Origin of the sequence: Paraburkholderia youngii (assembly GCF_013366925.1) — a bacterium.
GTDB lineage: Bacteria > Pseudomonadota > Gammaproteobacteria > Burkholderiales > Burkholderiaceae > Paraburkholderia > Paraburkholderia youngii.
In genome coordinates, this window is the sequence record NZ_JAALDK010000004.1 from 165,522 (window position 1) to 182,641 (window position 17,120).

Below are 17,120 nucleotides of genomic sequence, written 5' to 3' on the forward strand. Positions count from 1 at the left end.
TTCAACAGCCTGCTAGGGGTTGCGGCACTACCTTTACGGAGTGAACACGGATATTGCCATGGCCGAAGTTGAGCGTTCTGGTGAACGCGTCGCGCAGATGCGCTGAATATTTGTTGATGGTGTGAACAGGGAGCCCCAGCACCATGCGTTCGACTTCGGTGACGCCCGCAAATTGGAGAGATCCCCCGAGTAGCGCTGCGTAGTTCGACGTGAGGCAGAAGTCTTCCGATAGCGTTCGACCTGCATTTCCGTATGCGGAGGACAGTTCAACGCCTGGGCCAATCTCGTATGTCGCGCCGTCCACTTCAATCGGCAACACCTTGCGCGCGTGCAGCACGCCTTGGCCATAGCTCGAAACTGCCTCGCTCACCGCAATCGGCGTCACCGAGGGAAACATTTGGGTGGCAATGTCGGACCCCATACGGAATGCGCTTTTCGTATTGCCGTAACCGACGTCGACTGCAAATACCGATACCTTCATTGGGCTCTCTCCAGAGTTGTTTATCAATGTTCACTGCGCGTTCGGCCCCAGCAGGGGCCAAGTACGGGCCAAAAGATCGTTGTCGCAATGACGGTTTTTGCTCTTGGTCCCTGCTGGGGCCAACTACGGGCCGAAGGGTCGCTGTCGCAATGACGTCTTCTGCTCTTGGGGCCAAGTAGGGGCCAACGTTGGCCCCACAACCGCGAGTGTCGTTCCAACTCTATCGGCTGTAGATCAAAGTCAAGGAAGCTAAAGCTCGCAACATTTAAGGAGCTTTAGGAATTTCACGAGCGACGGGCGCAGCTATTCTCTTCGTTACCCACCGCGCGATCAGCGCATCGACCTCCGAGTTTCACCATTGAAGGGATCGCTTTGCCTGGCGAAAACCCTTCCTGTCACAGGCCGCATTCTGACGCGGCCTTTTTCTGAATCAAATCAAGTGCACCATGATCCACACTGAGGACCACGGACACGCGATATCCATTGGGTTTGCGGGCGGTTTTGCCTAGATTTGCGCGATGAGGCGTCGTGTACGGTTGACAGTGTTGACAGTTCGACACTGCGGCGCGACGACTCAGACACGCATGGACACACCCTTTCAGCACACGAAGCTGAGACCGTTGCATGAAGCCCGACACACAGCGGCGGATTGAACGGACTTGGGGGTGGGGGTATGTGGTCGCAGTGAAAGCGAGCACATCCCTGTACGGAAGACGAACGGCAGGCGCGGCCGGACAAGGAAACGCGCAAAAAGTATTGCCGGGCAGTTGGCCGCAGTCGTGCGAGTCGAGAGACAGGCGCACACGGGCACGCGAAGCGTGTCATAGGCCGGTACGGCAGCCAGAGTAGTCTGCGGAGTCGGGATCGCGGAGCGAAAGAGCGCTGCGGCCCGACCTGCGAGACAGTGGACCCGATCAACGACGATGGACTCTGCAAAGGCAGATCCGGTGCGGTGATGGCAGGGAAAGCAAATATCGCAGGCAGGCATCGCGCGCAAGCGCGGCGTCTCGCAGCAGGCAGCAGTTGGACAGTCGATGCACGTTTCTTCCACGTGCGGGGCTGATCGAATGGAATCGCTAAAGGACGGGAAGGCAGTACCCGGCGGGGAACGCAACGCGCAGCGCGGACAGGTTGATGCAGGGGATAGGCTCCCGGCGTCCCGCCCGCAGTGCGAACGACGACGACCGTGAGAAGCGGTCAGGTTGATAACGTATCCGGCGCCGCGGCGTGCGGACAGGTGGCTGTGCAACGATGGCTGCACAGCGCGATATGCAGGGGGACATCAGGGTGTCAGCGATATTGAACGTGCGCGCGGTGCTGCGCGACTACTGGTTGGCTGCCGACTTCAAGGCTGCATTGGAACAGCTGCTTCTGGATAACGTGAATCGCGTCCATAGCCGGACGAGAATCAGCGCGAAGCCGCTTTCGATAAAAACGCAGGAGCGCCGGACATTGGCGATCTGCAAGTCGTTTGAAGAGTTGCGCAGGAATGGCTTCGCGCTGCAATCCCCATACTCGCTGAAGCACAAGCATGTCGAGTTTCTCGTCAAGTTCTGGGTCGATGCGAAACAGACCGGGGGGACAATCGAGAACAAGCTGACCTATCTGCGGGCCCTCTGCGAGTGGATGAAGAAGCCGAATCTGATCGGCACGTTAGCCGATTATGTCGACCGCGAGCAGCACAACCTCGTGCGCTCGTACGTCGCGCTGCAAGACAAATCGTGGGAAGGAAATGGAATCGACGCTGAAGCCAAGATCAACGAGATCGCCGTCACTCACCCGAACGTGGCGGTGCAACTGAAACTCCAGGCGGCGTTTGGTCTGCGCGTTGAAGAGAGCTTCCTTCTTCGGCCCGAGGAAGCTGTGCGTGACGATAGTTTGCTCAATGTCACCCGCGGCACGAAAGGCGGCCGGGAGCGCGTCGTGCCGATAGAACTCAAACTCGCCGTGCTAGAGGAAGCGGCGACGGTTGCAAACCCTTATACCGGGTCAACAATCCCGCAGGGATACACGAAAAAACAATGGCGTGAACACTACTATCACGTGCTCAAAAAGCACGGCGTCACGCAGGCAGGTATAGGCGTAACGAGCCACGGTCTCCGCCATCAGTACCTACAGCAAATGTACGAGCGGATCACTGGCGTTCAGGCTCCGATCAAGCAACCCACGGAACGGGTAGACCGTGAGGCGCACAAAGCTGCGATGCAGCGCATTGTCCAGGCAGCCGGACACAGCCGCGCGACGAAGGCGAACGCCTACCTGTCAACGCATGCGGCGATGGACGCTCGAAAGAGACGTTCGATTACTCGGGAAATGGCAGAGGAAGCGGTGACCCGTGCCGGCGGAATAAAGTCTCACGCGGCCATTGCGCTCGGAGTGTCACGTCAGACGCTTTACAAGCTATTGAGCTCGTGACGGCGGAGCGCTGACGGGTCATGCGGACCCTCAGCCAGGTGCTTGCTGTGATCGTGGAAATATGCTGCAACCGCGAAGGCCGGTCGAGGATACGTGTACACGCAACACAACGTTTTGCACGGTGGTCTGTAATCGTTGCACTCTAAGAGCTTTACAAGTCAGTACTTAGGCGTTTCGGCTGAAAAACGCGTTTTACGTGTACACCTATAGACCGGCTCTTTACTCACTGAAAAAGCCAGTTCAGCATCGGGCTCGGCAGTGCGTGGTAAGTGAGGATGACGGCAATCGCGAGAAGTGTGAGCAACTGAGGCATCAACTTCTCACGGTGGCGGTACGCGGCGCGGATGTATTCGACAGGTGACGTATCTTTTCAGGGAGGTTGTTCGCTCACCGATGCGGTGAGAGTTGATTCCAGTATGACGCCGCTCGCGCGAAGTCAAGTCACCAGCGGTTGCGATCCGGGAGATCGTCGACGGCTGCCGAGACTCGTGTCTCGAACGAGCACTCCTCGTCACCGCCGGTCGCCGGAATGCGCGGAAACTGGACGGACGCCACACCATCGATGTAGACGAAGCGCGCCATCTGCTGCAGCGTGCGGTAGCGCGCGGCATCTTCAAGCACTGGGTCTATCGGCCAGAAGTCGCGCGTTGTGATTTTCCCGTCGACGATCTTCTGGGCGAGCATCGAAAGGATCGGGCCGCGCTTCTCCCAGTCCTCCGTTGTGCGAGCGAGTAGGTCGAGCACGTACGGCGCGTCGATCGGCGAGATTTCCTTACGGACAAGGTCAAGCAAATCGCCTTCGCTAGCGGCCGGTCGATTCAGTCTCCTGTTCCAGATTTTCCCGGCCTCATCGAGCGCTGCGTGCTTGTTGTCGGTGAAGGGGATCCACGGCGTCTGCATCCCGCAGTCTTCGCACACGATGCAGCACAGTTTCTCGGTTGGCGGTTCCGACAGCGATCGCGCCTCCATATCGTTCATCACCGGGGCGGTGCTGGAGTTGATTTGCAGAAAATCCGTGGAAGGCCTGATGCGGCCCCCAATCACTCGTTGGGACCAGCCGAACGCCCAGTTGCCGCCACAGTGTGCGCAGGGGAAAAGTTCATCAGTCATGGAGCTTCCGCAGGTCAGTGTATGTTGTGTGAATTGTAATGTTCACTGACCAGCGTTAATTGCATGAGATGAGACGAAAAAACACCGATTGCGGCCGATCAGGCGCGCGGGGCGTCGGCGGCCCGGTTGTACGCTTCGTGGGACAGTAGACGGAGCGGGCGCAACGACTCACAGTCGAACATCAGCCGGTAGGCGTATCCGACCGGGACAGAGAGCAGTTGCCCATTCGAGCACCGGATCGGCTTTCCCTTCAGGGCATAGGGGTGCGTGCCGTCCCGCACCTTCGCCAAGATCACTCGAGCCTCGTTCTGAACCGAGGGAAGGTGCGCGACGCAAGACAGATCGATCGGATCGGCTGCGGCCAACTCCGCCTTGGCGCGACGCTTATGCTGCCGCTCGCGCGCCTGAGCCTCCTTCGCTTTCGCGATGGTGGCGCAGGTATGACAGTACTTGCCTTTGCCCGAGTGGCCGCAGGGGAAGTTGCGCTTCATGGTGATGTCGTCCTTGGGATAGCTGATACACCATTCGACCATGAAGGGTCTTGCAGTCAAGGGAAGGTTGGAGAGTGTTTTGACGGCTCTTTTGCCTGTTTGCCATCGAGCTCGGCCGACAGATCGAGAATGCGCGCGTCCGCACCCGCATGCCTTCTCTCCAGCCGCTCTATGTGAGCAAGAGCGACGGCGTACTGGTCGGCCAGCATGGTAAGCGCCCAAAAAGGCGTGAGCGCGGCCGAGCAATCGCGGCAGGTGACGATTCCGCCGCGCGGGTCCAGGCGGATGTTGTGATGGTCGCACTCACCGCGCCGGTGGGTGCGTTCGTCGGTGGTGACGCGCAGGCGCGCGAACGGGATGACACTGCTCATGCACGTCCGGTTGGTGAGGGTAGTGGTTTATGGGGCGGTGGGCCGCGACTGTTCCGCGGAAGCAGCGTCCGGTGGAAAAAGGGTACGGGAGATAGCCTCGTCGCGGCGGTAATGCTGCTCGATGATGTCGAGGTAACGACGGAATCCGTCCGTGTCCAGAGGAGCGACGCGCCCGTTGCTCGCTGCAAACCGCACGTCGGTCGGTGCGTTGGCTTGGCGCTCGATGCTGCCAAGTGCCGCCACATCCGGTAACCACCAGCGATTCCAGCGCGTCGTGAAGTTCAACCAGCCGCGCGTGGCCGCATCCAGTTCTACCCAGGAGGCCTGAAAGTCGAGAATGGCACCGAGTGAGCTGAAGAAGGCCATCCGCACGCCATTGTCGTCCGCGGCCGCGACTACGATCTGTTTGCGCCGTTCGTCGACGGGGTCCGTCGAGCTTGCCATGCAGAGTGCTGGGTAACTGACGTGCCAGTCGGCACCACGCGCAACTGCGCGTTGAAGAAAGAAAGAGTTGGTTTCCACTGTGACGGGTCCTGTTTTGAGCTATGTCTGCTCACCCTATCGACATTGCCAGCAAGTCAAGTCGGCGACGGCAGCGCGACCGAGGAGAGCGGCGACGGCGGTATCCATTCAACGCATGGCTCATTGCGTGAAGCGTACAGCGCCTGCTTCTGCAACTTGCGCGCACGGTAGGCATCGTTTGATTCCATACCGTAGACCTCGATGGCGGTTGGGCGCACCGTGTCCGTCAGGCGGAAGTCGGGCAGCATGTCGTCCGACTGGTCGCGGCGTAGTGGCTTGTCGAACCGCCGGCGTTCTCCGACGAGACGATTCGCCATCTCGACCTCGTAGCTCGAGTCGCAGGCGATGAATGAGCGGCTGCAAAGCTGCAGCGCGAGATCGATCGCCCGCAGATTGCCGTCCTTCGTGCGCTCAACGACGAGCACAGCGACGATGCGCGCTTCCGGCTTGCCGATCATCGGCCACGCATGCCGGAAAGACTGCGCCGCGTTCTCGATCAATGTCTTAGATGCGTAGAACGTTTCAAACGTCTGGCGCAGACGAATGACGAAACCGTATTTCGATGGGTCAATCGCCTTTATCTCCGCGATGATCACGCCGCGATCCGAGGTTGTGGGCGTCGCTTGAATGCGGCCAAGGAAGGCGTCGAACTCGGCCTTGATAGTCGGGAGCTCACTCTCTTCGTATCGACGCATGACGTGAACGACGTCCTGAACAGGTTTCCCGTTCATCATCCCCTCGCCGAGCACGGCAAGGATCTGCGCGCTGCACGTTCCCCAGTTGCGCTGCGCTTCACCGGACCACTGGTTCAGGCGTGCTTCGTGCCAGACGCGCTGCAGGAATCCGAGAAGGGGCGCCGATCGGCGCGTCGCGGAATGTGCGCTGTCGCTTGCCGCACGCTCGCGTCTTACCGTTCCTACAGTGCGAACGGTGAGTGAGATGTCGAGCCTCGCATTGATACCCATTGGGGTGCTGCGTATCGCGTCGAGCTCAGGCCCAGACGACGGTCCCAATTCTGCAGGCTCGGCGAAGAAGGAGCAGGTGTCGCGGTCGTGATGAACCCCTTTCTCCGGCCAGCGCGCCAGATGGAACAGTGCGCCATACCTGCGAACGACGAGCCGTAATGGCTGTCCGCCGGCGGCGCACCGGCATAGGCACTCGGCGTAGCCCGGCGACCGCTTCGCCCGTTCGAGGCGTGTCGCGAAGCGCGCGGGATTGTCCTGCACGTCTTCGAGCGACGTCACCAGGCCATCGAATCGGACGTTTGTTATCGTCAGTTCCGGAGGAAATCTGTTATCGAGATGCCGTTGCCAGCGCGAAAGGCGCGCGTACCGAGCAGCTTACTTACCTGACGAACGCTACAGGCAAACTGGTTAAGGTGATGTTCGGTCGGGAAGCGCGCCACGACGCGCCGCAGTATGCCGGGCGCGATGTAGTCGCGCTCCTCGACATGTCCGTCGCCAATCAGGGCGTCCATCCAGCAGTCCGGTAGGCCTGGCGCCGTGGCACCGCCGCTCCCTTGTTCGCGCGTTGTATCGAGAAACTCAAAGACGATCGTGGTCAAGGTTGAACCTCTGCGGTCCTGAGAGCGTCGCCGTGCCGGGCCATCCGCCCGAGCGGGATGATGCGCTCGATGGTCGAAACGTCGATAACGTGGCGCGCGCCTGTCGCGTTCTGGAATTCAAGGAACGTCACGCCATCAACGACATGCTTCTGGATGAAGGTGCGCTCAAGCACGAGGCCGGGAAAGTAGCCGTTAGATAGGGTGAGCGCGCGCGTCTCGATGGAATAGCCCGTGGCGGGTTCCAACTGATCTGTCGCCAGTCGCATTCCGGTCAGGGCCGCGCAGGCTTGTGCTTCGCCCGATACGCGTCGAGGAGCGAAATAGCACCGACCGCAGTAGCGAATGTATTAAACAGGGCGAGGGCGATCAGCCACGCTGCGCGCCGGTCGTGCGCCGCAATCTCCTGAGCGCGCTCCCGCTCGGCTACCGCAAGATAGGCGCGCTGCGCGGTCAGTGACTGGCTCAGCGCCTCTTCAGAGCGCACTTCGTGACGGGCCAGAACGCCCGGGCGAAGGTCAGGCGGCATGTCCTTGATCGCATCCGAGACACCCGTGAGTTCCGAGACGATTGCGGTGTCGATTACGACGCCGACGGCTGCGCGTTGTGGTTGCAACTGGATCCCAGCAAGTCCGGTCGTGACCGTCGACGTGAGCACGGCGATGGCGAGGATGGACAGCGTGGCGCGTTGACTAAATTTCATGATGAACGGTGTTGTTGGTGCCGCAAGGGCAGCGCTGCTCCCTATTTTCGAGCGAACACCTATCTCATGGGCGGACAAAGGGACCGGAAAAACCGGAGCATTCACCCCTTTCGGTGGCGATAGTTCGAAAGCGCTATGTAAATGCGTCGCCGGAAAGAGGTGGCAAAACCGCCACCATTCCCGGGACAGGTCCGTAACGCGTTAATGGGCGGCGGACCTGTCACCGCAGGGCGGTTGCTCCGCAGCGTCAGAGGAGTCGGCTTTATTCGAGCCCCCGGGTCGCAGTTATCCACAAGTTTGTCCCCCGAAAGTGGGGATAACTCTGAGCGGGCCGCGGAAAGAGGCGAGGCGAAATCGCCGTCATTCGACCGCGCCGAAAAGCCTACGCGTCGTATCGTTCAGACATCAACCGCGCATACGCGCATCGACCACGGCTATCCACTGCCAATCTTTTCAATCCCGTAGGGGCACAAGCTCCTATGGGCGCGTGCTCGTCCTACCCTTGGACATCATATGAGCCGCAAGAGCGCAGAGCGCAAACATGAGCAAACCGGTGACGCGCATCAGAAAAACCTCGTCGCCCTGATTAAACGTTTCAGCTATGGCCACCATACGCACACGGTGTTTTCGGACTTCGTGGAGATGTGCGCTCTTAGCATCAGCAACAGCGTTGATCAGAAGCAGTTCGAGCCGCGCGAGAAGCGCTATCTCGAAATTATCGCGAAGTATTCCCCAACGGAGCAGGCGCTCTTTCCTCAGATGCTCGGCGAGCTCACGCTCTCTTTCGAGCATCGGGTTGAGATGATGCGGAAAGCCGGTGGGGCAGGTGTCGGCTTTCCCGGGCTGACCGATGTGCTTGGTGAAACGTACATGATGCTGGAGCTTGGCAACTCTCGGGCAGGCCAGTTCTTCACGCGTCAGTCGCATGATGGCGATGATGACCATCGGAGACGGCGGTCCGGCAGTTCGGGAGCACGGTTTCATACGTGTTCAGGAGCCGGCCTGCGGCGCTGGTGGCATGGTCATCGCAGTGGCGGAATCGCTTCACGACGCTGGCCACAATTATCAGCAGGCGATGCATGCCACGTGCGTGGATATCGACCCCTGCTGTGTGCACATGGCTTACGTGCAGTTGGCCTTGCTACACATTCCTGCAGTAATTGTGCACGGCAATGCCTTGACCCTCGATGTCTGGGGGACGTGGTACACGCCCGCACACATTCTGGGAGGATGGAGCTGGAAGCTGCGCCGCCGCGAAGCTGAAGCTGCTGCGGCCGAGACCTCGAGAGCGGTGCCCTTGGAAGCTCAGGCGCCTGCATCCACTGAACCATCAGACGCGGCGGAAGCGGTTGAGCCGGCGATCGATATGGAAGGTGACGTAGCCGTCGCTGAAGAAGTCGAAGCTGCTCACGCCGCTTTTGATTTCGATGTTGTGCAGCCGGAACCTTCGGCAAAGCTGTTTGCAAAGATTGACCAGCTGGCGCTGTTCTAATTTCTACAACTCTTCGGGACCCGATCCCGGAGGGGGCGGGTTCCCGGCAATGGAGAATCCGTTATGGCATGCGCCTACCTTGATGTCCGCGTAGCTTTTGCGCTCGCAAGAATTGCAAGCCTCACCGACCCGAACACCGGTCTTCTCGGGCTCGCACTGGCCGACGCTCAGGCGTTGGGCTATCGCGACGCAGAGTCCTCGTCGCTCAGTGATCCGCCGATCCCGACATTCTTTGCGGACGAGCCGAGCCTTGCGCAGGCATGGCGGGACGGCTTTACCCAGTGGGAGTCGGACGGAGAGTACGGGGACATGTGCTCCTTCTGTTTCGATGACCACAATGTTTTTCAATGCCCACGCATCTGAAACTTTCACTTGCTCCACAACCCGGCTTCGTGCCGGGTTTTTTGTTTACGCGAAAGGCACGGCGTTTACGCGAGCTTTGTGCGCCGTTGGGGCTTTGTGCGGCGGTATCTTTGCGTTATCACCGCGTCCCTGACGCATCGACTCACCGGCTTTGGCCGGTCTATTGTTGTTCAACCCTTCGGGAACTCACTCCCGACGGGGCTGGGTTCCCTCCCCGGAGACCCGCAATGCAACAACAACCTACTCTTTCCCTCAAGCAGATCACCGTCACCACCAACCCCCGCAGGTTTTTCGACGCGGCAAAGATGGAAGAACTGACGGCCTCGGTTCGCGAAACTGGCGTGATTCAGCCGGTAGTCGTTCGACCTCTCGCCGACGGCGGCTTCGCGCTCGTCGCTGGCGGTCGCAGATACAAGGCGGCGATGGCGGCGCATGGCGAGGACTACGAGATACCCGTAGTCGTCAAGGAGATCGATGAGGCGCAGGCCAAACAGCTCGCGATCATCGAGAACATTCAGCGCGCCGATATGTCACCCGCCGAAGAAGCAATTGCTGCAGCCGAGCAGGTGGGGCTGAGCAGGGGCGATCGCGATGAGGTGGCCCGCATTTTCGGGTGGTCGCGCACCACGCTCGACAAGCGGCTTGCACTGATGAACTGCAGTGCGAACGTGCTCGAAGCGCTCACCACGCAGCAGATCCTTCTCGGCCACGCGGAACTGCTGGCCGCGCTTCCGAAGGAGACGCAGGACAAGCTGCTGCCCGTGATCGTCCAGGAAGGCAAGCCCGTCGCCGAGTTGAAGAAGAAGATCGAACAGGTTGCCTGTTCGTTGTCTGCCGCAATCTTCGACAAGACCGACTGCGCAAACTGTGCCCACAACTCGTCCACGCAGGGCGAGATGTTTGGCGAATCCATCGCCACGGGCAACTGTACGAACCGTACCTGTTTCAACGAGAAAACGGAGAAACAGCTTGAGACGGTCGCCGCTAATCTTCGCGATGATTTCCCCGTCGTGCGCATCGTGCGCGCGGGCGACAACCACACCCGGATACAGCTTGCTGTGGAGGGTGCAAAGGGAGTCGGCGAAGAACAGGCGAAAGCCTGCCACGCGTGCCAGAACTACGGCGCGGCGGTGAGCGGCCTGCCTGACTCGATCGGCAAGGTCTACAAGGGCCAGTGCTTCGATACCGTCATGCAACATGAAGATGGTTGCGAAGCGCCTGCAGGCTGAAAAAGCTGCTGCCGAGCCGAAGCCTGAAGCGAAGGGCGGCGGAACCGGTGCAGCGAAGCCTGCTGCCAAGGCTTCCGGCACCGCCCAGTCGACGACGAGCAATCCGCCGGCGACAGTCGTTGCCGAATCGGACCGCATCAAGACGTATCGCGTGGCGCTGTGGCGTAAAGCCCTGCGTCGTGAGGTTGGCCAGAATCCTGGGCTGGCCCAGCGATACCTCGTCTCGATCGCTCTCGCCGGACAGGCCCGCTGCGTCGATGACTCGACGTTGAAGGGCATCTGGGAAAAGCTGACCGAAGAAAAGATCGCGGTGTCGGACGTGGCCAAAGCTGCGACGTCTGTGGCCGCCGCTGATGAGGCGAAGCTTGCGCTTGCTGTCACCGGCGTCACGGTCGCGGCGATTCAGGGTCTGGACGTTCATCATCTGACCAGCCTGTGCCGTCATCATCGGCTCGACCTCAACCAGCACTGGAAGCTCTGCAAGGAGTTTCTGGAACTGATCACGAAGTCGGAAATGATGGTGGTGGCCGACGCGCTTGGCATTCGTGCCGCGCTCGGCGACGAGTTCAAGAAGGTGTTCAGCAAATCGAAGGCGGAAGTCATCGATGCGCTGCTCAACGTCAAAGGCTTCGACTACACCGGCAAGGTTCCGAAGGTTCTGAAGTATTAACGCGCGCTCTCGCGCATCGATCGAAGCGGACAGGTCCTGCCCGCTTCATTCCTTTCATGGACTGCCTCGGGCGGTCCTTTTTTATTTGTGGAGTTTTTATGTTTGTTGAACTTGAAGCGCTGTTGAAGTCGTGCGGTGGGCTGAAGCTGGCTCTGAAGATGAAGGGTGATGCGATGGTTGTGGTCATCATGCCGGAAGGCGAGGCGAAAGACACGGCGTTGCGTCAACCGCTCGTCATGACCGCGACGGCGGCGGAACTGGATGCCGGCTTTGCCGAACATCTGGCGACGTACACCGGCGCTCATGCGTCGCTGGCTGAGCAGGTGGCTGCGACGACGGCGATCCTCGGTGAGGCGCAAAAAGCCCAAGTCACCAAAGCGACCAAAGCTCTCTCGGGCAAGGCTGGCAGAAGTACGCCAGCCGCGGCCAGGACGTCACCCGACGAGGATGCAGAGGATGACGACAGTGAATCGTCGGAATCGGATGCGCCGGCCGCCGGGAACGAAGGCAAAGCGGACGCTCCAGCGGCTGCTGAGCCTGTTTCGAGCGGCACCGACCTCGCTTCGCTGTTCTAAGGAGGGACGGTCATGTCGATTTCGATCACCGCGCTCGTTCGCCAGTTCTCTTACAACGGCGTTGCATTTGCCGATCCCGGCCCGGCGTTCTCGCCCGAAGACGTTCGCGATCTCTACTCGGCGCAGTACCCCGAGCTGACGACTGCGTCCGTCGATGGTCCCGAGATCTCGGGAGATGTCGCGACCTACAAGTTTGTCCGCGCGGCCGGCGCCAAGGGTTCGTATGCGTAAGCAGACGCTTCTCAAGGCTCTTGCCGACCCGGCCAACGGGTTCAATCAGGAACCGCCCGAGAGGGCGGTTTTTTTATATGACGACGAGGTTCGCCAATGCTGTTCGATCCTTCATTCACTGATAGAGCGGTCGATGCGGGCGTCGGTGCGTCCTGGCAACCGCCAGTCACTGCCGTTGCCCAGTATCGACCTGCCGATTGTGTTCTGACGCTGCCGGATGTGTGTGAGGAAGTGCCCGCGAGTGCGTCGGTCAAATGGCGCAACGATGAGTCACTTGATGCGATCGTGCTCGAGCAGTTCCGGCACGGTCCGCTTCGGGCGGAAGATGTGGAAGCGCCAGTCAGCCCGGTCGACGCTTTCCGGCAGGCATTCTTTGCGTGGGTGCGCCGGCAGTTGCCTGCGCCGCTTCGCTTCCTGTCCTTCGGACTGGAGCTTTGTGACACCAACGCCGTCATCGATGCCATCCAGCATCAGTATGAGCACGATGATTTCAAGCCTCGCACGTCGTTGCATCTGGGCGTGAAGTCAACCGACGAGTGGGTGCACGAGGTGGGAGCCTTTGCAGAACCGCTGCGCCGTGCCCATCCGCTTTTGCTACACACGATTTCCAATATCGTCGATCGCGTTTCCGGCAAGACGGTCCTCGTCCGTACCCCCGGCTGGTTCCTTTGCGAGGCCTCGTGCCTGCACTGGGAGGGTAACGAAAGTGCGACAGACGAAGACGTGCGAGCGTGGCTGAATGACGTGTACGGCGACGACGCCGAGGTGGTTGATCGCTATCTCCCGTCCGAGTTGCGGCCGCTGCTTTGTCCCGACGAGATCCGTGTGCCGGGGAAAGTTGAAGGGCGCCGCGTTCGCTCGTCCGTCCTTTCAGACAACGAATTGCGGCAGTTGCGCGCGGACTCACCGGGCATGGTTGCACGGGTTTGTGATCACCTGCTGGTCCTGAAGCAGCTGTTGAGCAAGGCTGGGAAGTCCGACTGCCTGGCTGACGGCTATGACGCACAGCCCATTTACTCCGGTTGCACGTTCGTCCTCTCGCAAAACGAGCGGATGGGCGAACTGCTCGACGACCACATGAACAACGCGTTCTCGGCAGGCGAATCGTCCGAGTACAGCCGTTTCATTTCCTTTTCCGACACACGACGGGGCATCCGCGCGCAGTACGCGCAATGGGGCCTCGGATTACGCATGCTTCATCACCTCGATCGCCTGATGGCGCTGGTGGTGGACCCTAACTAGGAGCTTTCCCATGAATGGTGTTTCGATTGGCCAGACGGGTCACGACGTGACGTTGTCATCGGCCCTTTTGCTCTACACAGGTCCGAACGGCTCGCACTATGCAACGGCGCATCCCGTCACTGCAGAGCGCAAGACCGGACGCCCGATCATCGGTGCAGGCCGGCCGCTGGATCGCAAGGCGCTCATCGATGCGCTCGTGCAGCTCGATCGCAATGCCGCACCCAAAGCTGATTTCCTCCAGGCCACAGTGCTTGGTGTGACGTCGGCTGCGGTGACGTGGTGGTGCGCGCCGGCTTTGCGACGCGTGTTTTTCAAGTGCGAGGAGCTTGGCGAGCGCAGTGCGGTGGTGCCGCATCCGGGGCAGGTGTTTCAGGCCAGCACGAACGGCTTTCGGGTCTTCGCGCTGAAAGGCGACAGCAGACCCGAACCATCGACGGCGCTTTTCGAGCCTCCGTACTTCAACACGTGGGACCGGGGCAAGATCTGCATTGGTTCGGCCAATGTCCCGCGGCGCATCGAGGTTTCGGCGATCGCCGGATGGGAGGAAGCTTTCTTCGCGTCCGCGTTCACGCACCCGAATCACGGCGGCAAGCGTGTCGAGTACAAGAACGGCTTCTACGCGTTCTGGAAAGACATGCTGGACGGCAGCTTCGAGGCTTTCCCGGTCGATGTGCTGGTGCCGATGAAAGACGCCACGGCGGGCAAGCTCGTCGCCGGAGAGATTGGAGGTCAGGAATGAATCCAGTCGATCAGGTGTTACAGGCCTCGTTCCCGTCCGTCATGGTGCCGACGCGTGAGCCGGTTGTCCCGATGTCCGCATCGGGGGAGCGGCTGCTGATTGCGTCCAACGGCGTGTTTCTCGAAATCGACCGTCCGTGGATACGGCTGGTGCGCCATCTGGGCTCGTTCAGCTGGCATACGCCTGTTCCGTATGGCGAGGCAGCTGACTCGACGGAAGTGCGCTGCGGCGCGGTGCCGGCCGATCTGGTGGCCGGTTTCGCGCGTATGGCTCGCGCAGCGTTGCCCAATGAGGTCGGCGCGTGGATCACATGGAATGCGTCGACAGGCGCGTTCCGGCTGGTGCCGCTCCCTTCGTTGTCGCATAGTCCGACGCACCTTCATTACGAGCGTCCGCAACTTGGCGATGACGAATGGCTGGTGGTCGACTGTCATTCGCATGGTCGCGGCAGGGCGTACTTCTCATCGACCGATGATCGCGACGATCAACACGATGTGAAGCTGTCGCTGGTGCTCGGTCACTGCCATCAGGTGCCGTCTGTCGCGCTGCGGTTGTGCGCGAAGGGCCGTTTCGAGGTCCAGCGCGCTGTACCGGAGCGCTGGACGGCAGCGTTGGCTGCGTCGGCTGCGGAGGTCGTATGACGCTTTTGCATACGACACCGCCGCACATGCTGAGCGGACCGTGGAAGGTGGTGGTTGTGGGCGCTGGCGGTACCGGCAGCGCCTTGCTTCCCTCTCTCGCGCGATTGCATCACGCAATGATCGAGCTCGGGCACCCGGGCGGAATCGAGTGCCTAGTCTACGACGACGACACGGTCAGCGAGTTCAACGTTGGCAGGCAGGGCTTCTATCCCAACGACGTCGGCCAGTACAAGGCGACGTTGCTGGTGAATCGCCTGAACCTGCTGATGGGCACGAACTGGAAGGCCGAGCCGCGACGCGTCGATTCGAAGCTGAATCTATACGGTGACATGGTGATCGGCTGCGTCGATTCGCGGCGTGCGCGTCACGCGATCGCGCAGGCTGCGAAGCGCGGCAACGTTCGCTATTACCTCGACTGCGGCAACGAGACGGATCGTGGCCAGGTCATTCTCGGCGAGTTCGGCAAGGCGCGGCATGACAGGTTGCCCCATGTGGGCGACCTGTTCCCCGACCTGCTGAATCCGAAGAATGACAAGGGCGACGATGCGCCGTCCTGCTCGATGGCCGATGCACTGCGCAAGCAGTCGCTCGTCATCAATCAGGCGATCTCGGTGCAGGCGTTCAATCTGTTGTGGTCGCTGTTTCGCAACGGTGGCCTCAATTTCTCGGGCGTATTCGTGAACCTCGCAACGGGGCGAACGAATCCGATTCCCATCGACCCGGCGGCATGGGCGCGCTTTGGCTATGACGCGCCAAAGCTGCCTGTGAAAAAGGCCCGCAAGCCTGCAAAGGCCAGGGTCTCCGACTGAACCGCACCCGTTCAAGGCGCGGCGCTATACCTCTCTGATGTCCCCGCTTCGGCGGGGCATCAAATTCCCCATCTCAAACTCTGAAGTTTACCCACAAATTGTCGGAGCAATTCATTCGTTTTGTCGAAAAATACGGTACATCTCGGTGATCTCATGCAAGGCAAGGAAGCCACGCCAGGTAACGGTTGGCCCTGGCGGGCGATCATTCGAACGATCGAGATAGCCCCCAAGCCTGGCGATCCATAACATGACTTGAGCCAGCGATGGGACGTGCTCAGGTAACGCCGTAGTGCTGTGGACGCGGCAATAAAGCGCGCGCCACTCGACAGGCTGCAATAGCACTTCGCACGGCAGCTCGCCATCCAATCGTGAGAGCAATGTCGCGTAGAGAATGCGCCAGCTGACTACCGCAAATAGCGCTGTGGCGCGTACAAATCGTTCGAGAGTACCGAATTGCCTTGCTTCGATCCGGCAACCACTTTTGAGAACGCGATGCCACGATTCAATTGTCCAGCGTCGTGCGTACCATGCAATCCGTTCAAGCACTTCGTCGAGAGTGTGCGTTGGCACTGAACACAGCAACATCCATTCAATTGGTTGAATACCCTCGGGAGGATGGGTCTCCAGCGCCTGAATCGCAAATACTTCCACCGTTGGTAGTGCACCTGGCCGATTCCGGGGCGGCTTCAGTTCCACGCACGTACAGCGCAATGTCAGCCGCGCAGTACGCGTCGTATGCGTGCGGCTAGCCGGTACCTGAAGTTCAGTCTCGCCGAGTGGAGGAGAAGCCGCAACAGTCTCCCACAGGTACTTCTCGGGGTGGGCGACGCGCCGATTCCATGCAGCGCGTACGAGCCAGTCGACGCCTCTCGGTCGCGGCGCCACGAAGGTGTCGTAGACATCGCCCTCGCGATCACACACTCCGACAATACGAGTCTGTGGACAATGTTGGTGCAGGGCGGCGAGGTGCTCGATGCCCTCCATCCATTTCGCACTTTCCTTCTCTCGTATTGATCGCTTCTTGCGCTGACTTGCCTTACCAGCTTGTTCTGGTGGTCTCGACCATGTCTTCATTCCCAATATACCCAACGGCAAACCGTCGGGGCTGACGGCCAACATGCTGTGCATCAGGAATCCGCGCTCGTTGCCACCGGTGCAATAGCCTAGACCCTGCGTCGCAGGCAAATGCGTCAGATTGAACTCGGTAGTGTCCTGCACAGCCAGCACCACCGATACCGTCCGCATACGCGCGAGTGTCTGCGCAATATGATTGCCGAGCAAGCCATCAGTATCGACTTGATCGTTGTCGAAAAAGCGATACGCTGCTTTAAGCTCTGGCCCTGCAAGCGCTTGCGGCAACGAACATTGAGGGCTGTGCGCAAGTCGTCGCGCAAGCTGAACAAGGCGCTGTGTTAGGCGAGCATCGCCTAACTCCGCCATGCCAAACTCTCCTCGCTTGCCCAGTCCTCAAGGTC

20 protein-coding genes and 1 pseudogene are annotated in these 17,120 nt (G+C 60.2%); 10 read left to right on the plus strand and 11 right to left on the minus strand.

Annotated elements, in window-relative coordinates:
• Nucleotide 1: 1 nt before the first annotated feature.
• Nucleotides 2-481, minus strand: coding sequence for a ParM/StbA family protein (locus G5S42_RS43315; protein WP_246392630.1), 480 nt, complete (start codon nucleotides 479-481; stop codon nucleotides 2-4).
• A gap of 1,287 nt (nucleotides 482-1,768) precedes the next feature.
• Between G5S42_RS43315 and G5S42_RS43320 the strand changes: the two genes are divergently transcribed.
• The gene (locus G5S42_RS43320; RefSeq protein WP_176112782.1) at nucleotides 1,769-2,896 is read left to right on the plus strand and encodes an integrase domain-containing protein; all 1,128 of its coding nucleotides are present in this window, start codon (nucleotides 1,769-1,771) and stop codon (nucleotides 2,894-2,896) included.
• A 441-nt stretch (nucleotides 2,897-3,337) separates the two neighbouring features.
• Here G5S42_RS43320 and G5S42_RS43325 read toward each other — a convergent pair whose 3' ends face one another.
• The 9 genes from G5S42_RS43325 to G5S42_RS45065 form a co-directional block, all read right to left on the minus strand.
• Complete coding sequence (locus G5S42_RS43325; protein ID WP_176112701.1) at nucleotides 3,338-4,006, minus strand: Lar family restriction alleviation protein; 669 nt, start codon at nucleotides 4,004-4,006, stop codon at nucleotides 3,338-3,340.
• A 98-nt stretch (nucleotides 4,007-4,104) separates the two neighbouring features.
• Nucleotides 4,105-4,497 carry a DUF7682 family zinc-binding protein gene (locus tag G5S42_RS43330; protein ID WP_176112702.1) on the minus strand — a complete coding sequence of 131 codons (393 nt, stop codon included), beginning with the start codon at nucleotides 4,495-4,497 and terminating at the stop codon, nucleotides 4,105-4,107.
• A 56-nt stretch (nucleotides 4,498-4,553) separates the two neighbouring features.
• Nucleotides 4,554-4,868, minus strand: coding sequence for a hypothetical protein (locus tag G5S42_RS43335; protein WP_246392634.1), 315 nt, complete (start codon nucleotides 4,866-4,868; stop codon nucleotides 4,554-4,556).
• A 27-nt stretch (nucleotides 4,869-4,895) separates the two neighbouring features.
• Nucleotides 4,896-5,390, minus strand: a complete 495-nt coding sequence (locus G5S42_RS43340; RefSeq protein ID WP_312883754.1) for a hypothetical protein — start codon at nucleotides 5,388-5,390, stop codon at nucleotides 4,896-4,898.
• Nucleotides 5,391-5,446: 56 nt separating this feature from the next.
• Nucleotides 5,447-6,634: a DUF1173 family protein gene (locus G5S42_RS43345; RefSeq protein WP_312883755.1), complete on the minus strand. Its 1,188-nt coding sequence runs from the start codon at nucleotides 6,632-6,634 to the stop codon at nucleotides 5,447-5,449.
• A 29-nt stretch (nucleotides 6,635-6,663) separates the two neighbouring features.
• Nucleotides 6,664-6,867, minus strand: coding sequence for a glutathione S-transferase family protein (locus G5S42_RS43350; RefSeq protein ID WP_176112703.1), 204 nt, complete (start codon nucleotides 6,865-6,867; stop codon nucleotides 6,664-6,666).
• Between the two features lie 83 nt (nucleotides 6,868-6,950).
• Complete coding sequence (locus G5S42_RS43355) at nucleotides 6,951-7,199, minus strand: hypothetical protein (protein WP_176112704.1); 249 nt, start codon at nucleotides 7,197-7,199, stop codon at nucleotides 6,951-6,953.
• Between the two features lie 26 nt (nucleotides 7,200-7,225).
• Complete coding sequence (locus G5S42_RS43360) at nucleotides 7,226-7,654, minus strand: hypothetical protein (protein ID WP_217710389.1); 429 nt, start codon at nucleotides 7,652-7,654, stop codon at nucleotides 7,226-7,228.
• A 477-nt stretch (nucleotides 7,655-8,131) separates the two neighbouring features.
• Nucleotides 8,132-8,599 carry a hypothetical protein gene (locus tag G5S42_RS45065; RefSeq protein WP_246392636.1) on the minus strand — a complete coding sequence of 156 codons (468 nt, stop codon included), beginning with the start codon at nucleotides 8,597-8,599 and terminating at the stop codon, nucleotides 8,132-8,134.
• Here G5S42_RS45065 and G5S42_RS45070 point away from each other — a divergent pair.
• The 9 genes and pseudogenes from G5S42_RS45070 (at nucleotide 8,580) to G5S42_RS43405 (ending at nucleotide 15,645) form a co-directional block, all read left to right on the plus strand.
• Nucleotides 8,580-9,146 (plus strand): DNA methyltransferase family protein, encoded by a 567-nt coding sequence (locus G5S42_RS45070; RefSeq protein WP_246392638.1) that lies wholly within the window; start codon nucleotides 8,580-8,582, stop codon nucleotides 9,144-9,146. The genes G5S42_RS45065 and G5S42_RS45070 overlap by 20 nt on opposite strands.
• A 63-nt stretch (nucleotides 9,147-9,209) precedes the next feature.
• Nucleotides 9,210-9,509 (plus strand): hypothetical protein, encoded by a 300-nt coding sequence (locus tag G5S42_RS43370; RefSeq protein WP_176112706.1) that lies wholly within the window; start codon nucleotides 9,210-9,212, stop codon nucleotides 9,507-9,509.
• A 227-nt stretch (nucleotides 9,510-9,736) separates the two neighbouring features.
• Nucleotides 9,737-11,408: pseudogene (locus tag G5S42_RS43375) on the plus strand (PRTRC system ParB family protein).
• A 98-nt stretch (nucleotides 11,409-11,506) separates the two neighbouring features.
• Nucleotides 11,507-11,983, plus strand: coding sequence for a PRTRC system protein E (locus tag G5S42_RS43380; RefSeq protein ID WP_176112707.1), 477 nt, complete (start codon nucleotides 11,507-11,509; stop codon nucleotides 11,981-11,983).
• A 12-nt stretch (nucleotides 11,984-11,995) separates the two neighbouring features.
• Nucleotides 11,996-12,214: a PRTRC system protein C gene (locus tag G5S42_RS43385; RefSeq protein WP_028366978.1), complete on the plus strand. Its 219-nt coding sequence runs from the start codon at nucleotides 11,996-11,998 to the stop codon at nucleotides 12,212-12,214.
• A 96-nt stretch (nucleotides 12,215-12,310) separates the two neighbouring features.
• Nucleotides 12,311-13,456 carry a PRTRC system protein F gene (locus G5S42_RS43390; RefSeq protein ID WP_176112708.1) on the plus strand — a complete coding sequence of 382 codons (1,146 nt, stop codon included), beginning with the start codon at nucleotides 12,311-12,313 and terminating at the stop codon, nucleotides 13,454-13,456.
• A 10-nt stretch (nucleotides 13,457-13,466) separates the two neighbouring features.
• Nucleotides 13,467-14,195, plus strand: coding sequence for a PRTRC system protein B (locus tag G5S42_RS43395; RefSeq protein ID WP_176112709.1), 729 nt, complete (start codon nucleotides 13,467-13,469; stop codon nucleotides 14,193-14,195).
• Nucleotides 14,192-14,836: a PRTRC system protein A gene (locus G5S42_RS43400; RefSeq protein ID WP_176112710.1), complete on the plus strand. Its 645-nt coding sequence runs from the start codon at nucleotides 14,192-14,194 to the stop codon at nucleotides 14,834-14,836. The genes G5S42_RS43395 and G5S42_RS43400 overlap by 4 nt, the downstream gene beginning before the upstream one ends.
• Nucleotides 14,833-15,645, plus strand: coding sequence for a PRTRC system ThiF family protein (locus G5S42_RS43405; RefSeq protein WP_176112711.1), 813 nt, complete (start codon nucleotides 14,833-14,835; stop codon nucleotides 15,643-15,645). The genes G5S42_RS43400 and G5S42_RS43405 overlap by 4 nt, the downstream gene beginning before the upstream one ends.
• Nucleotides 15,646-15,756: 111 nt before the next feature.
• Here the strand turns inward: G5S42_RS43405 and G5S42_RS43410 are convergent, their stop codons facing one another.
• Nucleotides 15,757-17,085 (minus strand): IS4 family transposase, encoded by a 1,329-nt coding sequence (locus tag G5S42_RS43410; RefSeq protein WP_176112712.1) that lies wholly within the window; start codon nucleotides 17,083-17,085, stop codon nucleotides 15,757-15,759.
• Between the last annotated feature and the right edge of the window lie 35 nt (nucleotides 17,086-17,120).

What these genes read in the sequence shown, in the direction of transcription:
- G5S42_RS43315 (WP_246392630.1), bottom strand. Translation starts at nt 481, where the DNA reads ATGAAGGTATCGGTATTTGCAGTCGACGTCGGTTACGGCAATACGAAA.
- G5S42_RS43325 (WP_176112701.1), bottom strand. Translation starts at nt 4,006, where the DNA reads ATGACTGATGAACTTTTCCCCTGCGCACACTGTGGCGGCAACTGGGCG.
- G5S42_RS43330 (WP_176112702.1), bottom strand. Translation starts at nt 4,497, where the DNA reads ATGAAGCGCAACTTCCCCTGCGGCCACTCGGGCAAAGGCAAGTACTGT.
- G5S42_RS43335 (WP_246392634.1), bottom strand. Translation starts at nt 4,868, where the DNA reads ATGAGCAGTGTCATCCCGTTCGCGCGCCTGCGCGTCACCACCGACGAA.
- G5S42_RS43350 (WP_176112703.1), bottom strand. Translation starts at nt 6,867, where the DNA reads ATGGACGCCCTGATTGGCGACGGACATGTCGAGGAGCGCGACTACATC.
- G5S42_RS43360 (WP_217710389.1), bottom strand. Translation starts at nt 7,654, where the DNA reads ATGAAATTTAGTCAACGCGCCACGCTGTCCATCCTCGCCATCGCCGTG.
- G5S42_RS45070 (WP_246392638.1), top strand. Translation starts at nt 8,580, where the DNA reads ATGATGGCGATGATGACCATCGGAGACGGCGGTCCGGCAGTTCGGGAG.
- G5S42_RS45065 (WP_246392636.1), bottom strand. Translation starts at nt 8,599, where the DNA reads ATGGTCATCATCGCCATCATGCGACTGACGCGTGAAGAACTGGCCTGC.
- G5S42_RS43370 (WP_176112706.1), top strand. Translation starts at nt 9,210, where the DNA reads ATGGCATGCGCCTACCTTGATGTCCGCGTAGCTTTTGCGCTCGCAAGA.
- G5S42_RS43380 (WP_176112707.1), top strand. Translation starts at nt 11,507, where the DNA reads ATGTTTGTTGAACTTGAAGCGCTGTTGAAGTCGTGCGGTGGGCTGAAG.
- G5S42_RS43385 (WP_028366978.1), top strand. Translation starts at nt 11,996, where the DNA reads ATGTCGATTTCGATCACCGCGCTCGTTCGCCAGTTCTCTTACAACGGC.
- G5S42_RS43390 (WP_176112708.1), top strand. Translation starts at nt 12,311, where the DNA reads ATGCTGTTCGATCCTTCATTCACTGATAGAGCGGTCGATGCGGGCGTC.
- G5S42_RS43395 (WP_176112709.1), top strand. Translation starts at nt 13,467, where the DNA reads ATGAATGGTGTTTCGATTGGCCAGACGGGTCACGACGTGACGTTGTCA.
- G5S42_RS43400 (WP_176112710.1), top strand. Translation starts at nt 14,192, where the DNA reads ATGAATCCAGTCGATCAGGTGTTACAGGCCTCGTTCCCGTCCGTCATG.
- G5S42_RS43405 (WP_176112711.1), top strand. Translation starts at nt 14,833, where the DNA reads ATGACGCTTTTGCATACGACACCGCCGCACATGCTGAGCGGACCGTGG.
- G5S42_RS43410 (WP_176112712.1), bottom strand. Translation starts at nt 17,085, where the DNA reads ATGGCGGAGTTAGGCGATGCTCGCCTAACACAGCGCCTTGTTCAGCTT.